Consider the following 17,966-nt stretch of genomic DNA (forward strand, 5'->3'; position numbering starts at 1 on the left):
TATCCAATTATGAGTTACCGTAAATTGCAACGTACTAGTGCGCATCGTCGTTCATTATTAAGAAATTTAACTACTGACTTATTAGTTAATGGTCAAATTAAAACTACTGAAGCACGTGCTAAAGAAGTACGCTCAACTGCAGACAAAATGATTACCCTTGGTAAACGTGGTGATCTTCATGCTCGTCGTCAAGCAGCTGCATTTTTACAAAATGTTGTTGCTGATGCCAAAGAAGATGGTAATGGTGTTAAGGTTACAACTGCATTACAAAAGCTTTTTGATGAAATTGCACCAAAATATGCTGATCGTAATGGTGGTTACACTAGAATCTTAAAGACTATGCCTCGTCGTGGTGATGGAGCATCAATGGTTATATTACAATTAGTTGATTAATATTTACTTTTTTAATATCTTATCATAGGAATCACTAGGGTTTTATAGTATAAAGCGTTATGATGATGGAATTATTCCAAGTCTAGCTTGAATGGAGATTAATTCTTCGTACTATAAAACCTTATAGTGATTTTTTTATACATAAAAATAACTTATAGGAGGTGTGATTAAAATGTTAAATAACATAATAGAAGTTAAAAATATTAATTTTAAATATAATGATTCTGAAACAAAAACAATTAATAATATTAGTTTTAATATAAAAACCGGTGAATGGGTATCTATCATTGGACATAATGGAAGCGGCAAAAGTACTTTAATTAAACTTTTAGATGGTTTAGTACAGCTTGATAGTGGTAGTATTAGTATGAATGGCGATGAAATTAATGAAAAAAATGTAAATAAAATACGAAAAAATATAGGTTTAGTTTTTCAAAATCCTGATAATCAATTTGTTGGAGCAACAGTAGAAGATGATATTGCCTTTGGTTTAGAAAATTATCAATTTTCTCGTGATGAAATGATTAAAATAATTGATAATGTTTTAGATCTAGTTGATATGCAAAAGTATCGTAAACATGAACCTAGTAAATTATCAGGTGGTCAAAAGCAACGAATAGCGCTTGCTGGAGTGCTAGCCTTAAATCCTAAAATATTAATACTTGATGAATCTACAAGCATGATAGATCCACAGGGTAGAAATAATATTTTGAATGTAATTGATGAATTTAGTCGTAAAAGTAATATGACGGTTATATCAATAACACATGATGTTGAAGAAATAAAACTTTCTAATCGAGTATTACTTTTGAGTAATGGTGAGTTAGTTGAAGATACTAGTCCAGAAAAATTATTTGAAAATGTTAAAGATTTAGAGGAGTATGCTTTAGAATTGCCGTTTTCTGCTCAATTATCTAAGTATCTAATTAAACATAAATTACAATTACCTAACAGATACATGAATGAAGGGGAACTAATTGAATGCATAAAGAAATTATATTTAAAAATGTAGATTATTATTATCAACACGACACTCCATATGAATATAAAGCTTTAGAAAACGTTAATTTGAATATCCCTATAGGTTCATTTACGTCTATTATTGGAAAAACAGGTAGTGGTAAATCTACATTAGTTCAAATGTTAAATGTTTTAATTAAACCGACAAACGGATCAATTGAAATTGATGATTTTAAAATTAACTCTAAGACTACTAATAAAAATTTGAAACCACTTAGAAAAAAAGTTGGTTTGATTTTTCAATTTCCAGAAAAACAATTATTTGCTGATTCTGTTAGAGAAGATATTGCGTTTGGACCATTAAACTTTGGAATGGATGAATCTAAAATAGATTCTGTTGTTGAAGAAAGTTTAAAATTAGTTCAATTGCCAATTAGTATTATGAATAAATCACCATTTGAAATATCTGGTGGACAGATGAGAAGAGTAGCTATAGCTGGTGTTTTAGCAATGAAACCTGAGATTCTTGTTTTGGATGAACCTACGGTGGGCTTAGATCCTAAGGGGCAAAAATTTATTATGAATTTAATTCATAAACTACATGTTGAACAAAATATGACAATAATATTGATAAGTCATCAAATGGATATAGTTGCTTCATATTCTGAAAATGTTGTTATTATGCATAATGGAAAAGTTGTAGCATTTGATACTGCGCAAAATATTTTTAGTAATGAATCACTCTTAAACAAGTATGATTTAACTTTGCCATCTTCAATAAAATTTTATAATCAATTAATTGCAAATCAATTACCATTGAATGAATCCGTTCCCATGCATGTTAATCAGTTAGGAGATCAAATTATAAAAATGTTTTCTAGAGGGAGAAATTAAAATGGAGAACTTTATTTTTGGAAGATATATGCCTGGAAATTCTTTAGTTCATAATTTAAATCCAGCTATGAAAATATTAATTAGTTTTTATTTTATTGTGATTGTTTTTTTTGCTAACAATTATTTAACCTATGCATTGTTATTTTTTTTATGTTTTATTTCTTTGTATCTTTCTAAAATTTCATTTGGATTTTTCTTAAAAGGAATTAGACCGTTAATATTACTAATAATTATTACTGTTTTGTTGCAACTATTCTTTAGTGCAGGTGGACATATTTATTTTTCTTTTTGGATTTTTAAGATTACTTCTTTAGGTTTAATAAGTGCTGCGTATATCTTTATGCGATTTATGTTAATTATTACTATTTCTACACTATTAACTTTGACAACTAGTCCGCTAGCTATATCTTATGGGATTGAAAAAATATTATCACCTTTAAAAAAAATTCATTGTCCAGTTGATACGATTGCTTTAATGATATCGATTGCTTTGCGGTTTGTACCAACGTTGACAGATGAAGCTACGAGTATAATGAATGCACAGCGTTCCAGGGGAGTAGACTTTGGTAATGGCAATCTTGTTAAAAGAATTAAATCATTAATTCCATTATTAGTTCCTTTATTTGTTAGTGCATTTAAGCATGCTGATGAGTTAAGTGTTGCAATGGAAGCCAGAGGATATTCACCTGAAATGAAAAGAACTAAATTTAAGTCATATTTAATAGGAATGAACGATTATATTAGTATGATGTTGTTTTTTGTAATTAGTTTAATGATTATATTTTTTAGAAATTAGGGAGAGATCATTTTGCGATATAAAGTGACAGTTGCTTATGATGGCACTAACTTTGCAGGATTTCAAAGACAGCCAAATCAAAGAACTGTTGAAGGTACCCTTACTAAGGCAGTCAATAAAATGGCTCATTCAAGCGACATTGAAGTGTTCGGATCTGGTCGAACAGATTCTGGCGTACATGCATTAGGTCAAGTTGTTCATTTTGATTTTCCATTTAATTTAAATGAAATTAATATGTTCAAAGCTTTAAATAGTTTGATGCCGTTAGACGTCGAGATAATAAAAGTGGAAAAAGTTTCCGATGATTTTCATGCTAGGTATGATGTTTCGGGAAAAAAATATGTATACAAAGTTTATCTAGGAGAATTCATTAACCCATTTAAAAGATTTTATACTGCTCATTGGCGTTTCCCAATTGAAATGGACAATATAAAAGTTGCTTTGAATGATTTAGTTGGTGAACATGATTTTACTAGTTTTGTTGCATCTGGCTCTACTGCTAAGAGTAATGTTAGAACTATTTATAATGCTACTTGTTCATATAATAAAGATAAGAATGAACTAGAATTTGAGTTTTATGGAAATGGTTTTTTATATAATATGGTTCGAATAATGGTTGGAGTGCTTTTAGAAATTGGTTCTAACTATCGAGATAAACATGATATTTTGAGACTGTATAAAGTTAAAGATAGGGATCAGGCTCGTCGAACAGCAGCGGCATGTGGACTATATTTAAAAAAGGTTTATTATAAAGGGGAGGATCCGGAGCATCCTACTAAATTACCATATCGTTAACACATATTATGGTTGACTTTGTTGACATTTATTTGTATTATGGTAACTGGTATTGTTTGCCCCACAATAAGCCCCGGAAACTTATATTGGTGTCGAACAAACACAGAAACATGGAGGAATTTAAAGTGCGTACAACATATATGGCAAAACCAGGTGAAGTTGAAAGCAAATGGTTCATTATTGATGCGACTGATGTAAGTCTAGGTCGTCTTACTTCTACAGTTGCTAAGATTTTACGTGGAAAAAATAAACCAACATTTACACCTAACGTAGATACTGGTGATAATGTAATTGTGATTAATGCTGAAAAAGTTGCATTAACAGGTCGTAAAGCAAGTCGTAAAGTATACTCCCATCATACTGGTTATTTAGGTGGTCTTAAACAAAAGACTGCTGGAGAAATGCGTAAAAACACTCCAGACAAATTAATCGAAACATCAGTTAAAGGTATGCTTCCTCATAACACACTAGGTCGCAAACAAATGTTACACTTACATGTTTACGCTGGTGCTGATCATGGTCATGAAGCTCAAAAACCTGAAGTATTAGACATTAATAACCTAATTTAAGGAGGAAACTTAATTGGCTCAAGTACAATATCGCGGCACAGGCCGTCGTAAAGATTCAGTTGCTCGTGTACTTTTAGTACCAGGAACTGGTAAAGTTGTTATGAACAAAAAATCTATCGAAGACTACATTCCATTCCCAAGTTTGAGAGAAGTAGTTGCTCAACCATTCAACGTTACTGAAACTCTAGGTAACTACGATGCTTTAGTTAATGTTCATGGTGGTGGATACTCTGGACAAGCTGGTGCTACTCGTCACGGAATCGCTCGTGCATTACTAGAAGTAGACCCAGACTTCCGTGGTCCATTGAAGAGCGCCGGTTTATTAACTCGTGATGCTCGTATGAAAGAACGTAAGAAACCTGGTCTTAAGAAAGCTCGTAAGTCAGGACAATTCTCAAAACGTTAATATTTTTAACGTTAAAAGACACTTTACTTGTTTAAAGTGTCTTTTTCTTTTATTATCTTGTTTGATAATCTTGAAAGGAAACCAAAATGAAAAAAAGAAATAATTATAACGTTATGTTGGCAATGTTTATTGCCTTGATAATAGTTCAAACCACAGTTCCAATCATTGGCAATATACCATTTGGTCCTTTAAGTATAACGATTATTCCTATAACTGTGATTGTTTCTGCAATTTTAATGGGACCTAAATTTGGTGGAATTGTTGGTTTTACATGGGGATTTATCACATTTATTAGAGCTTATTGGTGGCCTACTAGTCCGTTAGCTGCCATTGTATTAGTAAATCCAGTAATTTCGATTCTTCCACGTACATTGATAGGAATTGTCATAGGATTTTTATATTTAAAACTAAAAAAGAAATATAATTCTAAAATTCTATTGTCAGCAATGGGAATTCTAGGTTCTTTGATCAATACAGTTATATTTCTTAGCCTAATATATGTTTTTTATAGTAATCAATCTTTTCAACTTTATCATATAGATAGTTCATCAATGCTTCCATTTTTACTAGGTGTTGCTGGAACTAATGGAGTTATCGAAATGATTGTTTCAGGTTTAGTAGTTCCTTTTGTAGTAAAACCATTGCAAAAAATTGTTAAATAAAAAATACGTTGCTTTAAGCAACGTATTTTTTTAATGTTTTTTAACCATTTTTAATTTTTTGTTATTGATAACTACTTTATCATGATATTTGTCTTCTAATTCAACGTCATTGGATTTAAATCCAATTAAGAAAGCGTTTGTATAGCTTTTTTCAATAGTTCCGGTAAATTCCTTCTTTTCAAGTTGAAATTTAACAGTATCTCCTACGTCAAAGGGGGATTTTTCATTACTAGTAGTCTTGTCTTTTGGCATATTTAGCATCTCCTATTTGTGTCTATCTTTCAAACTAACCAAAAAAGCAGTTTTTGTCAATTAATTATATTTATAAACGTTGTAAAATGGTTTATTTACAGTTAAAATATTCATTAATAAAAGGAGCGCTAAATAATTGCCGAAAAAAAAACGTAAAAAAAATTTTCAAATAACGGTTAGTTTTAATAAGTTACTGATTGCAGTAGTTCTTTTTATGGGATTATTTTTTTCAGGAATTTATTATTTTAGTCATCATACATATGATGCTTATAATCCAAGTGACGTTAATCAAAAACATAAAGTTTTTATAAATAAAATTTTGCCATCTGCATGTCGTGCGCAAAAACAATATAATATATTGGCTAGTATTAGTATTGCTCAAGCCATTTTGGAATCTGATTGGGGTAATAGTGGCTTGTCAGTTAAATACAATAATTTGTATGGCATGAAGGCAGATGTTAATGATAGTCAAGCAGTTAAACTATCAACGCAAGAATTTGTAAATGGTAAATTTATAACTACTACAGGTAGATTTAAAGTTTATAACAGTTGGGAAGAATCCATAATGTCACATGCAGCTTTACTTAGAAATGGGACTTATTGGAATCGCCAACAATATCAAGATGTAGTTAATTCAGATAATTATGTTGAAGCAGCTGCTGGCTTACAAAGTGATGGTTATGCTACTGATCCATCTTATACTAAAAAAATAATTAAAATTATAGAAAAATATTATTTAAACCAATATGATAAACATAAATAATTAGGGAGAAAACAAATATGAAACTATTAGAAGATCGTATCGTTAAAGATGGAACTGTCTTATCAGGAGATATTTTAAAGGTTGACACCTTTTTGAATCATCAAGTAGATCCTCAATTAATGAAGCTAATTGGGAAAGAATTTAAAAAGTTATTTGATAAGAACAATGTAACTAGAATTTTAACTGTAGAATCTTCTGGAATAGCTCCAGCAGTGTTAACTGGCCTACAAATGAATGTTCCAGTGGTTTTTGCTAGAAAGCATAAAAGCGTTACTATGAGTGATAATGCTTTTGTAAGTGATGTTTATTCATATACTAAAAAAGTAACTAATCATATTAGTATTGATAAACGTTTTATTAATTCTGATGACAATGTACTTATAATTGATGATTTTTTGGCTAATGGTCAAGCTGTTCATGGTTTAGTAGACATCATTCATCAAGCTAAAGCCAATGTTTCTGGAATTGGAATTGTAATTGAAAAGAGTTTTCAACCTGGAAGAAAACAGTTGGAAAAAGATGGTTTCAATGTAAAATCATTGGCTAGAATTGCTTCACTAGATAATAATAAGGTAACTTTTGTAGAATAATGATAAAGGGTAGGCAGTTTTATGAATAATATTAATTTAGGTGATAGTATAGGAATTATTGGGTCATCGATTATTAATTTAGATCTAATTGTTTTTTTGCATAATCACGGGTTTAAAGTTGGTTTGTATGAAGATACCAAGTCTACTGAAATGAATAAATACGTTGACTACTATAATGTAAGTAGTCTAAATGATTTAGATGAGCTTAAGAGATTTGTACATAAATCTGACTTTGTTATTTATAATTCTGAAAATCTAGATTCAGATTTTATTAAACAAAATGATAAATTTATACAAGGTAATAATGTATTAGATTTTATTCAGGATCGAATTGTTGCCAAAACTTTTTTTGAACAATTAAACATTAATACTGCCCCATACGTAACCGTTTTAAACATCGAAGACTTAGAGAATGGAATTAAACAAATTGGATTTCCAGCAATTTTAAAACCCATTCAAAAAAGTACGGTTAATGGGGATGAACTTATTTTACGTAGTCCTAATGACTTAGTTTATGCAGAAGGTATTTTAAGATCTGGAACTTTTATTTTAGAGGCTTATTTAGATGACAAAAAAGATTATTCTATTATTGTTTCTAAAGGTTTAAACGGCTTTCAAATTTCACCAGTTATTAATAATTATTATGATAATCCTAATGAAATATTTGCTACTTTAAGTGTAAATGAAAGTATTGAAACTATTGAAGAGTTACAAGATATTGCTAGAAAATTAGCTACGAACGTAGATTATTTAGGACCTTTTATGATTTCTATGTACATCGGTTCAAACAAAGTTATTTATTTAGATCAAATTAGTATTTTGTTAAATAGTTCAATCCATCTCTTTAAAGATATAGTTTTTGAAAATTATTTAAGAGGAATTTTAGGTAATAAATTAATCCCTTATCAAATCAACAATGATAAAAAAACGCTTTATAATTTTTCCTTAGATAATTGTGAAAATGCTTTTAAAATTGTTATGCAAGACACTGATAGTAGAGTTAAATTTTATCAAGACAAACGATTTAACATTGGTGGATATGTTATTAAGACCAACTAAATTTATAATTAGAAGTCGGTTTAGACCGGCTTTTTTGTGTTTTGAATAAGATAAATCAATCGAGCCTTTATGATATAATTAAGTGAATAAAAAATACGGAGAGGATTGTGTTTTACTTGCCAGATAAAGATTTAGTTGCAGGAATGAATGATAAACAAAAAGAAGCAGTTTTATGTACCGAGGGTCCTCTATTAATTATGGCAGGTGCCGGTAGTGGTAAAACTAGGGTATTAACTCATAGAATTTCATACTTAATTCAAGCTAAAAATGTTTTACCATGGAATATCTTGGCGATTACTTTTACTAATAAAGCTGCTAAAGAAATGCGTGAACGTGTAGGGAAACTTTTAGAATCTGGTGGCAAAGAAGTTTGGGTTTCTACTTTTCATGCTCTTTGCGTAAGAATTTTGAGAAGAGACATTGATAAGCTTGGTTATAATCGAGCATTCACAATTGCTGGAACATCAGAGCAAAGAACTTTAGTTAAAAGAATTATGAAAGAACTTAATATAGATCCTAAAAAAAATGATCCTAGAGCAGTTTTGTCTTCAATTTCTAATGCTAAAAATGATTTGCAAACTCCAGAAGATTACATTAGCAACCATGGCGAATCTAATCCATTTGAAAAAAACGTGGGTTTAATTTACCAGGCATATCAAAAACAATTACATAGTAATCAAGCATTAGATTTTGATGATCTTATTATGCTTACGATTGATTTATTTAATCAAAATCCTGATGTGTTAACTTACTATCAAGATAAATTTAAATATATTCACGTTGATGAATACCAGGATACTAACGAAGCTCAATATAAATTAGTTAGAATGTTAGCAAACAAGTATAGAAATATTTGTGTAGTTGGAGATGCTGATCAGAGTATTTACGGTTGGCGAGGAGCTAACATGAACAATATTTTGAATTTTCAAAATGATTATAAAGATGCACATGTAACCTTGTTGGAACAAAATTATCGTTCTACTAAAAACATTTTACGTGCTGCTAATTCAGTAATTCAAAATAATGCTGAAAGAAAAGATAAAAACCTTTGGACTGAAAATGATGAAGGTGAAAAAATATCTTATTACCGTGGGCAAAGTGAAGTTGATGAATCTTTATTTGTTGTTTCAAAAATTAAAGCAGGAATAGAATCAAAATATTCATATGGTGATTTTGCTGTATTGTATCGAACGAATGCACAATCACGTATTATTGAAGAAACTTTTCTTAAATCTAATATTCCATATACAATTGTTGGCGGTCATAAATTCTACGATCGAAAAGAAATTCAAGATATTTTAGCTTATTTAACTTTAATTGCTAATCCTAGTGATTCTATTAGTTTTGAACGAGTAATTAATGAACCAAAACGAGGAATTGGTAGTACTAGTGTTGATAAATTACGTTCTTTTGCACAAATGAATAATTGGACTTTATTAGAAGCAGCTAAAAATGTTGAATTAAGTGGTGATTTATCTGCACGAGCTAGAAGTGCTATTTCTGATTTTGGAATGTTAATTGGTAAATTGCAACTTCAACAAAGTACGTTATCGGTTACTGAGTTGACCAATGTTATATTGAATCAAACTGGATATTTAGACATTTTAAAGGCATCTAAATCTTTAGAATCAAAAGCTAGAATTGAAAATATTGAAGAATTTTTATCAGTAACTAAACAATTTGATGATAATTATCAAAAAAACGAAGATAGTAATTCTATGCTGGCAGATTTCTTATCTGATTTAGCATTAGTTTCTGCTCAAGATGATGTTGAAGATAATGCACCTCAAGTAACTTTGATGACTTTGCATGCTGCTAAAGGATTAGAATTTCCAGTAGTATTTTTAATGGGAATGGAAGAAGGTATTTTCCCATTAGGAAGGGCCGCAGCTGATGACTCTGAACTAGAAGAAGAACGTAGACTGGCCTATGTTGGAATTACTCGAGCGCAAGAAAAGCTATATATAACTAATGCCTTTTCACGTATGTTATATGGTAGACGTCAAAATAATCCAGAATCTCGTTTTGTTAATGAAATTGATAGTGACTTAATACAAAGCGAAAATCAAGGCTTAGATAGCATTAACAAAACACCATTTGATTCTAAAACAAGCAGTTATAATAGCAAAAGAGCTAAATATAGATCATATCATCAACCAGTTAACAAAGTTGAAAAGCCTAAAGAAACTGGTGCTAATAAGCAAGCTTGGACAATTGGAGATAAGGTAACACATAAAGCTTGGGGAACTGGAACGGTAGTTAAAATTACTGGTACAGGAGAAGATATGGAATTAGATATTGCATTCCCAGATAAAGGATTAAAACGTTTATTAGCTGCTTTTGCTCCTATTAATAAAGCTTAAAAGGGAGGAATTGGTATGGATAGCTTTTCAGTTGAAAATTTAAGTAAAGATGATGCTAAAAGTGAATTAGTTAAATTAGTTAATCAGTTAAATCAATGGAGTCATGAATATTATGAATTGGATAGTCCTACAGTTGAAGATTCTGTTTATGACCATCTATATGAAAAATTAGTTCAAATTGAACGAAAATATCCAGATTTAATTTCTCCAGACTCACCTACACAAAAAGTTGGTGGCGATGTTTTAGATGATTTAAGCAAAGTAAATTATAAAGTTCCAATGCTTTCGTTGGGAGATGTTTTTTCTAAACAAGAATTAGCCGAATTTTTAAAAAGATTAGTTAATAACAATCCCGAAGTTGATGCTTATAATTGTGAACTAAAAATTGATGGATTATCGATATCCTTAAGATACGAAAACGGAATTTTTATTCAAGGATCTACTAGAGGAAATGGGTTAATTGGTGAAGATATAACCAACAATTTGAAGACCATCCCATCGATTCCACAAAAGCTTACGCATCCAGTAAACATTGAAGTTCGTGGAGAATGTTATATGCCAAAAGCATCTTTTGTGTCACTTAATGAACAACGCGAAAAAGATGGGCAAAAGCCATTTGCTAATCCACGAAACGCGGCTGCTGGTAGTTTAAGACAGTTAGATCCAGCTGTGACTAAATCCCGAAACTTAAGCACTTTTATGTATAATGTTGCTAATTATGACGATTTAAATTCCAACACTCAAAGTGGGATGTTAAAAGAGTTACAGGAATTAGGTTTTTCAGTTAATGATACTTATCAAGTAGCTCGTAATGAATCAGAAATTAATGAGTATATCGATAAATATACTAGCAAACGTAATGATTTGAGTTATGGTATTGACGGTATAGTAGTTAAGACTAATAATTTAAAGTTACAAGAAAAAATAGGTCATACTGTTAAAGTTCCTCGATGGGCAATTGCTTATAAATTTCCACCTGAAGAAGCTGAAACTAAGTTATTGGATGTTGAATGGACAATTGGACGTACAGGTGTAGTTACACCCACGGCAATTATGAATGAAGTTACTTTAGCTGGAACTAAAGTATCAAGAGCATCATTGCATAATCCTGACTATTTAAATGAAAAAGCTTTAAGAATTGGCGACGTTGTTAAGCTTCATAAAGCTGGCGATATAATTCCTGAGATATCTGAATATATTCCAGAAAGACGACCTGTTGAAAGTTTACCAATTATAGTTCCTACAAATTGTCCATCGTGTGGAGCTAAACTGGTACATTTAGATGAAGAAGTAGTTTTAAGATGTATAAATCCACAATGTCCAGCTCAATTAACTGAACAAATTAATCATTTTGCATCTAGAAATGCAATGAATATTGATGGCTTAGGTCCTAAAATAGTAAATCAATTATTTGAAAATAATTTAGTTAGTAACGTAGCTAGTTTATATAGTTTAAGTAATGATCAATTACTTAAATTGGATAAATTTGGCGAAAAGGCTGCTGATAATTTGATTAAATCGATTAACAACAGTAAAAGTAATTCTCTGGAAAGATTGTTGTTTGGTTTAGGAATACGTCATGTAGGTGTAAAAGCATCAAAATTAGTTGCTAAACATTTTAAAGATATTAATGCTATTATTAATGCCAATGCGGATGAAATTTTAGAAATCGACACAATTGGTCAAACAATAGCTGATAGTATCGTTACCTACTTTTCTAATGAAGATTCTATTGAACTAATAACTGAACTAAAGAAATTTAACTTAAATATGCGTTATTTAGGTGTTAGTAATGATATACCAGACAATGTTTTTATGAACAAAAGAATCGTTTTAACTGGTAAATTAAATGAAATGAGTCGACCTAAAGCTAGTGAAATTCTAGAACAATTAGGAGCTAAAATAATCGGTAGTGTTTCTAAAAACACAGATATTTTAATTGCTGGTGAAAAGGCTGGAAGTAAGTTGAACAAAGCTGAGTCTTTAAATGTTAAAATAATGTCTGAGAATGAATTTTTAGAAGAAATTAATCGGATTAATTATTAATCCAGGAGGAAATAACATGAAGAAGTTCAAGATTATTATGTTATTGATGACTTGTGCACTATTTTTGTCAGCGTGTGGTAAGTCGGATAGTGGAAAAAAGAGTAAAGAGAACAGTTCGAATACACAATTAATAGGACAAACTAGTAATAAGTACTATCAAGGAGTTATAAAAGATGGTCATTATCAAACTAGTAAATCACGTGGAGTTTCAGTTCAACAAAATGATAATCAATTAAACTTAAAGAGCTTTGAAAATGGTTTATTGAACATTTCTAAGTCACATTTTTCTACTGATAAATACATTTTTCAAGAGGGTCAATATATCAACACTAGCACTACTGAAAAATGGTTAGGTAGAAAGACAAAGAAAAATCCAGAGGGGCTAAATCCAGCTGGTAAAGATAGTAAAGTACCAATGTATTTACAACAAATTGACGAACAAGACTTTATGACACAACAAAATAATTCTCTAAAAATTAGTGGAATGACTATTGGTGTGGGGATAAATTCAGTTTATTATTATCGTAAAGAAGCATACGGTGCTATTTATCAAAAGAAATTAACTAACTCTGAAATTAAAGAACAAGGTAAACAAATAGGTAACATTATTTTACAAAGATTACGTAAAAACAAAGATTTAAAAAATATTCCAATTGTAATAGCGTTATATAAACAAGCACCTAATGATAGTCTTGTTGGTGGTAATTTCTTTGCTTACTCCGTAAATAATGATGGTGCTAATAAAGTTTCCAGTTGGCAAAAAATGAACATTAAAAATGAAGTTTTGCCATCGCAAAGTAGTAAAACTAATAATAATGATGAAGATGCTTTTGATAACTTTAAGAGTCAAGTTCAAAACTTTTTCCCTAATCTAAGTGGAATTACAGCTCAAGCACATTATGTAGATGGTAAACTAAGTGGAATGCACGTAAACATTACTACACAATTTTACGGAGAAAGTGAAATCATTAGTTTTACTCAGTATGTAGAAACACAAGCCGAAAAATACTTGCCAACAGGGATACCTATTGACATAAGTATAAGCTCTACTGAAGGAATGCAAAGCTTCTTATCTAGAAGCTCTAGTAGCAAAGATTTCTATTCACACGTATTTTCAAGCTATTAATTAACATATGATTTTGTATGTTAAAATTATTATTAAAATAATAAATATTAAAGGGGAATGAGTTCACTATGAGTAACAGAATTACTAAAGAACAAGTCGAACATGTTGCGTCTTTAGCTAAATTAGAGTTGAGCGAAAAACAACTTCCTTATTTTACTGATCAACTAAGTAATATTATGGGACTATTTGAAAGCTTTGAAGAAGTTGATACTTCTGATATTGAACCTACTTTCAACGTTACTGACCAAATAAATACTATGCGTGAAGACGTAGCTGATAATTGGAACGAAAAAGAATCGTTATTACAAAATGCACCTGATGTAGCTGATGATTTGATTAGAACTCCAACAATTATTGATGAAAGTGAGGACTAGTAATGAATTTATTAAATAAAAATATTGCTGAAATTCATGAATCTTTAGTTAACGGTGATATTACTGCTGAACAATTAACTACAGAAGTAATTAAAAATGCCAAAAATAACGAAGATAAAATTGGTGCTTTCATTACAATTAATGAAGAACAAGCAATTGCTGAAGCTAAAAAAGTAGATGAAAAAGGAATTGATCCAGATAATTTGTTATCTGGAATTCCGGTAGCTTTAAAAGATAATTTATTAACAAAAGATATTTTAACGACAGCAGGTTCTAAAATGCTATACAATTTTAAACCTATAATTGATGCAACTGTTGTTAAAAAATTAAGTGATTTAGGTACTATTAGTATTGGTAAAACCAACATGGATGAATTTGCTATGGGTGGTTCTACTGAAACTTCAGCTATGAAGATTACTAAAAATCCTTGGAACTTAACTAAAGTACCAGGTGGTTCTTCTGGTGGTTCAGCAGCTGCAGTTGCTGCTGGAGATGTATTAGCAGCTCTTGGATCTGACACTGGTGGTTCAATTCGTCAACCAGCTTCATTTAATGGAATTGTTGGAATGAAACCCACTTATGGTCGAGTATCTCGTTGGGGATTAATTGCTTTTGCTTCCAGCTTTGACCAAGTTGGTCCATTAACTAAAAATGTTTATGACAATGCATTGCTACTTAATGCTATTTCTGGTCATGATGAACATGACATGACTAGTTCTGATCAAAAAGTACCTGATTTTACTAAGAATATTAAATCAGGAGTTAAGGGTATGAAAATTGGTTTGCCTAAGGAATACTTAGGTGAAGGTATTGATGAAGACGTTAAGCAAGCTATTTTAAAAGCAGCTGATGTCTACCGCGAATTAGGTGCAGAAGTGGAAGAAGTTTCATTACCACATAATAAATATGGAGTAGCAGCTTACTACATTATTGCCCCATCTGAAGCATCATCTAATCTACAAAGATTTGATGGAATTAGATACGGTTATCGTGCTAAAGATGCTAAAAACCTTGAAGAATTATACGTTAAAAGTCGTTCAGAAGGATTTGGTGATGAAGTTAAACGTCGTATTATGTTAGGAACTTATTCCTTATCTGCTGGTTCTTATGATGCTTACTTTAAAAAAGCAGCTGAAATTAGAACTTTAATCATTAACGACTTTAAAAAAGTATTTAATGATTACGATTTAATTATGACACCAACTACACCAACTCCAGCTTTTGGTATTGGTGAAGAAAATGATGATCCTTTAACTATGTATATGAATGATGCATTAACTATTCCTGCTAATATGGCTGGTATCCCAGGAATGTCAGTTCCTGCCGGATTCTCTAAGGATGGTATGCCTATTGGTATGCAATTGCTGGCTCGTCATTTTGATGAAGAATCAATCTATAAAGCGGGTTATGCATTTGAACAAAACACTGATTTTCATACAAAGACACCTAAGATGATGGGAGGAGAAAAGTAATGAACTTTGAAACAACAATTGGACTTGAAGTTCACGTTGAGTTAAAAACAAATTCTAAAATTTTTAGTCCTTCTCCTGTGGAATATGGGGATGAACCTAATAAGAATACTAATGTTATTGATTGGGGATATCCTGGAGTTTTGCCTACTACCAATAAAGGTGTAGTTAAATCTGGAATTATGGCAGCTTTAGCTTTACATGCTGAGATTGAAAGACATCCTCACTTTGATCGTAAGAACTACTTCTATCCTGATAATCCAAAAGCTTATCAAATTACGCAACATGATACTCCGGACGCTCATGATGGTTGGATCGAAATTGAAGTTGATGGTAAGAAGAAAAAAATTGGAATTGAAGAAATGCATATTGAAGAAGATGCTGGTAAAAATACTCACGGAAATAAATTTTCTTATGTGGATTTAAACCGTCAAGGTACTCCTTTGATTGAAATTGTTTCTAAACCAGACATTGCTTCACCTGATGAAGCTTATGCTTATTTGGAAGCTTTAAGACAACGTTTGTTATTTACTGGAATTTCTGACGTTAAAATGGAAGAAGGTTCCATGCGTGTTGATGTTAATATTTCAATTCGACCATATGGACAAAAAGAATTTGGAACTAAAGTTGAGCTTAAAAACTTGAACTCATTTAACTATGTACGTAAAGGTTTGGCTTATGAAGAAAAACGTCAACAACAAGTTTTAATGTCTGGCGGAAAAATTCAACAAGAAACTAGACGTTTTGATGAAACTAACGGAACAACCATTTTAATGCGTGTTAAAGAAGGTGCGGATGACTACCGTTACTTCCCAGAACCTGATTTACCTTCATTAAACATTTCAGATGATTGGATTAATGAAATTCATGATGAATTACCTGAAATGCCAGCTAGTCGTAGAGATAGATACATTAATAAACTAGGTTTAACTGATTATGATGCTATGGTTATTACTCAAACTAAACAAATGTCTGATTTCTATGATAAGATGATTGAATTAGGTGCTGATCCTAAAATGGCATCTAATTACTTACAAGTTAATGTAAATGAATATTTAAATTCTAAACAAGTTGATTTAGATGATACTGAGATAACACCAGAAAATCTAACCACTATGATTAAGTTAATTAGTGATGGAACTATCTCTTCTAAGATGGCTAAAAAAGTATTTAAAGCAATTACTGAAGGTAAAGAACCTAAACAATTTGTGCATGATAATGGAATGGTTCAACTATCTGATCCTAAAGAATTACAACCAATTATTGATCAAATCTTGTCTGACAATCCTCAATCTATTGAAGATTTTCATAATGGTAAAGATCGAGCAATTGGTTTCTTAGTGGGTCAAATAATGAAACAAACTCGTGGAAAAGCTAACCCTCAAGTTGTTAATAAATTATTAATGCAATCAATTAACAAGTAGAGATAGGAAGTATTTATTAACATGCAAAAACGTGCTCGAGTAATTTATAATCCCACCTCTGGTCGTGAAGCCTTAAAACAAAATATGATTGATATTTTGAATGTTTTTGAACAAGCTGGTTATGAAACCAGTGCATATGCTACCACTCCAGAGAAAAATTCTGCACAAAATGAGGCTACTAGAGCTGCCAAAGCAGGTTTTGATTTAATTGTGGCTGCTGGTGGTGATGGTACAATTAATGAAGTAGTAAATGGAATAGCATTTTTAGAGCATCGACCTAAAATGGCCATTATTCCGGCGGGAACTACTAATGATTTTGCAAGGGCTTTGCATATTCCTCGTGAAAATCCAGTTGATGCCGCTAAAATTGTCTTGAAAGATCAAACTTTTAATATGGATATTGGTAAAGCTGGTAATAAGTATTTTATGAACATTGCTGGTGGTGGTTTGCTTACAGAATTGACCTATGATGTTCCATCTAATTTGAAAACTATTTTTGGTTATTTAGCTTATTTGGTTAAGGGTGCTGAACTTTTGCCACGTATTAAACCAATTGATATGAATTTAGAATATGATGGTGGTAAATTTGAAGGTAAAGCGTCCATCTTTTTACTTGCTATGACTAATTCTATTGGAGGTCTAGAACGAATCGTTCCAGATGCGTCTCTAGATGATGGTAATTTTACAATGATTATTGTGAAAACTAGTAATATTATTGAAATTTTACAATTATTAGCAAAAGTACTTAGTGGTGGTCGTCATATAAATGATTCTAGAATTATTTATAAAAAAACTTCTAAATTAGTCGCACGTCCAGTGAACGATAAAATGCAAATTAATTTAGATGGTGAATATGGTGGCGATGCTCCAATGGAATTTGTTAATTTAAAACAGCATATTGAAATGTATGCTAATTTGGATAGCATGCCTAAAAAAGCTATTAGCTATGACTCAGTTAAAGCAGAAAAACAATTTATTGATGAAGTTGACAATTTAAAATAATTTTTTATTTAAAAAGTTTTACT

The 17,966-nt window shown here is 30.9% G+C and carries 19 protein-coding genes; 18 read left to right on the top strand and 1 reads right to left on the bottom strand.

Annotated elements, in window-relative coordinates; genetic code table 11:
- Nucleotides 1-9: 9 nt before the first annotated feature.
- The 8 genes from rplQ (at nucleotide 10) to K5Q11_RS02230 (ending at nucleotide 5,475) form a co-directional block, all read left to right on the top strand.
- Nucleotides 10-393 carry a 50S ribosomal protein L17 gene (gene rplQ, locus K5Q11_RS02195; protein WP_054657608.1) on the top strand — a complete coding sequence of 128 codons (384 nt, stop codon included), beginning with the start codon at nucleotides 10-12 and terminating at the stop codon, nucleotides 391-393.
- 172 nt (nucleotides 394-565) lie between these two features.
- Nucleotides 566-1,405 carry an energy-coupling factor transporter ATPase gene (locus K5Q11_RS02200; protein WP_220751064.1) on the top strand — a complete coding sequence of 280 codons (840 nt, stop codon included), beginning with the start codon at nucleotides 566-568 and terminating at the stop codon, nucleotides 1,403-1,405.
- On the top strand, nucleotides 1,375-2,247 hold the full coding sequence (locus tag K5Q11_RS02205; RefSeq protein WP_220751065.1) for an energy-coupling factor transporter ATPase: 873 nt from the start codon (nucleotides 1,375-1,377) through the stop codon (nucleotides 2,245-2,247). The genes K5Q11_RS02200 and K5Q11_RS02205 overlap by 31 nt, the downstream gene beginning before the upstream one ends.
- Nucleotide 2,248: 1 nt before the next feature.
- Nucleotides 2,249-3,043: an energy-coupling factor transporter transmembrane component T family protein gene (locus tag K5Q11_RS02210; protein WP_220751066.1), complete on the top strand. Its 795-nt coding sequence runs from the start codon at nucleotides 2,249-2,251 to the stop codon at nucleotides 3,041-3,043.
- Between the two features lie 9 nt (nucleotides 3,044-3,052).
- Entirely contained in the window at nucleotides 3,053-3,838 is a 786-nt protein-coding gene (truA, locus tag K5Q11_RS02215) for a tRNA pseudouridine(38-40) synthase TruA (RefSeq protein ID WP_220751099.1), read from the top strand.
- A gap of 125 nt (nucleotides 3,839-3,963) precedes the next feature.
- The gene (gene rplM / locus K5Q11_RS02220) at nucleotides 3,964-4,407 is read left to right on the top strand and encodes a 50S ribosomal protein L13 (protein ID WP_220728654.1); all 444 of its coding nucleotides are present in this window, start codon (nucleotides 3,964-3,966) and stop codon (nucleotides 4,405-4,407) included.
- A 13-nt stretch (nucleotides 4,408-4,420) separates the two neighbouring features.
- On the top strand, nucleotides 4,421-4,813 hold the full coding sequence (rpsI, locus tag K5Q11_RS02225) for a 30S ribosomal protein S9 (RefSeq protein WP_054657612.1): 393 nt from the start codon (nucleotides 4,421-4,423) through the stop codon (nucleotides 4,811-4,813).
- 86 nt (nucleotides 4,814-4,899) lie between these two features.
- A complete protein-coding gene (locus tag K5Q11_RS02230; protein WP_220751067.1) occupies nucleotides 4,900-5,475 on the top strand; it encodes an ECF transporter S component in 576 nt (191 codons plus the stop codon).
- 30 nt (nucleotides 5,476-5,505) lie between these two features.
- On the opposite strand, the gene K5Q11_RS02235 is transcribed toward K5Q11_RS02230, so the two are convergent.
- Nucleotides 5,506-5,727 (bottom strand): DUF2187 family protein, encoded by a 222-nt coding sequence (locus tag K5Q11_RS02235; RefSeq protein ID WP_220728656.1) that lies wholly within the window; start codon nucleotides 5,725-5,727, stop codon nucleotides 5,506-5,508.
- A gap of 136 nt (nucleotides 5,728-5,863) precedes the next feature.
- Here K5Q11_RS02235 and K5Q11_RS02240 point away from each other — a divergent pair, with 136 nt between their 5' ends.
- From K5Q11_RS02240 to K5Q11_RS02285, 10 genes are all read left to right on the top strand, one after another.
- Nucleotides 5,864-6,490: a glycoside hydrolase family 73 protein gene (locus tag K5Q11_RS02240; protein WP_251067897.1), complete on the top strand. Its 627-nt coding sequence runs from the start codon at nucleotides 5,864-5,866 to the stop codon at nucleotides 6,488-6,490.
- Between the two features lie 17 nt (nucleotides 6,491-6,507).
- Complete coding sequence (locus K5Q11_RS02245) at nucleotides 6,508-7,080, top strand: xanthine phosphoribosyltransferase (RefSeq protein ID WP_220751068.1); 573 nt, start codon at nucleotides 6,508-6,510, stop codon at nucleotides 7,078-7,080.
- Nucleotides 7,081-7,101: 21 nt separating this feature from the next.
- Nucleotides 7,102-8,139, top strand: coding sequence for an ATP-grasp domain-containing protein (locus K5Q11_RS02250; RefSeq protein WP_220751069.1), 1,038 nt, complete (start codon nucleotides 7,102-7,104; stop codon nucleotides 8,137-8,139).
- Nucleotides 8,140-8,255: 116 nt separating this feature from the next.
- Nucleotides 8,256-10,502 (top strand): DNA helicase PcrA, encoded by a 2,247-nt coding sequence (gene pcrA / locus K5Q11_RS02255; RefSeq protein WP_220751070.1) that lies wholly within the window; start codon nucleotides 8,256-8,258, stop codon nucleotides 10,500-10,502.
- A gap of 15 nt (nucleotides 10,503-10,517) precedes the next feature.
- Nucleotides 10,518-12,548 carry an NAD-dependent DNA ligase LigA gene (ligA, locus tag K5Q11_RS02260; protein WP_220751071.1) on the top strand — a complete coding sequence of 677 codons (2,031 nt, stop codon included), beginning with the start codon at nucleotides 10,518-10,520 and terminating at the stop codon, nucleotides 12,546-12,548.
- A 16-nt stretch (nucleotides 12,549-12,564) separates the two neighbouring features.
- A complete protein-coding gene (locus K5Q11_RS02265) occupies nucleotides 12,565-13,674 on the top strand; it encodes a CamS family sex pheromone protein (RefSeq protein ID WP_220751072.1) in 1,110 nt (369 codons plus the stop codon).
- Between the two features lie 68 nt (nucleotides 13,675-13,742).
- Nucleotides 13,743-14,048 (top strand): Asp-tRNA(Asn)/Glu-tRNA(Gln) amidotransferase subunit GatC, encoded by a 306-nt coding sequence (gatC, locus tag K5Q11_RS02270; protein WP_220728662.1) that lies wholly within the window; start codon nucleotides 13,743-13,745, stop codon nucleotides 14,046-14,048.
- Between the two features lie 2 nt (nucleotides 14,049-14,050).
- A complete protein-coding gene (gene gatA, locus K5Q11_RS02275) occupies nucleotides 14,051-15,520 on the top strand; it encodes an Asp-tRNA(Asn)/Glu-tRNA(Gln) amidotransferase subunit GatA (RefSeq protein WP_220751073.1) in 1,470 nt (489 codons plus the stop codon).
- Nucleotides 15,520-16,941, top strand: coding sequence for an Asp-tRNA(Asn)/Glu-tRNA(Gln) amidotransferase subunit GatB (gene gatB / locus K5Q11_RS02280; RefSeq protein ID WP_220728664.1), 1,422 nt, complete (start codon nucleotides 15,520-15,522; stop codon nucleotides 16,939-16,941). The genes gatA and gatB overlap by 1 nt, the downstream gene beginning before the upstream one ends.
- Nucleotides 16,942-16,962: 21 nt before the next feature.
- Nucleotides 16,963-17,943: a diacylglycerol kinase gene (locus K5Q11_RS02285; protein ID WP_220751074.1), complete on the top strand. Its 981-nt coding sequence runs from the start codon at nucleotides 16,963-16,965 to the stop codon at nucleotides 17,941-17,943.
- Nucleotides 17,944-17,966: the final 23 nt, after the last annotated feature.

It is taken from the genome of Apilactobacillus xinyiensis (assembly GCF_019656235.1).
Taxonomy (GTDB): Bacteria; Bacillota; Bacilli; order Lactobacillales; family Lactobacillaceae; genus Apilactobacillus; species Apilactobacillus xinyiensis.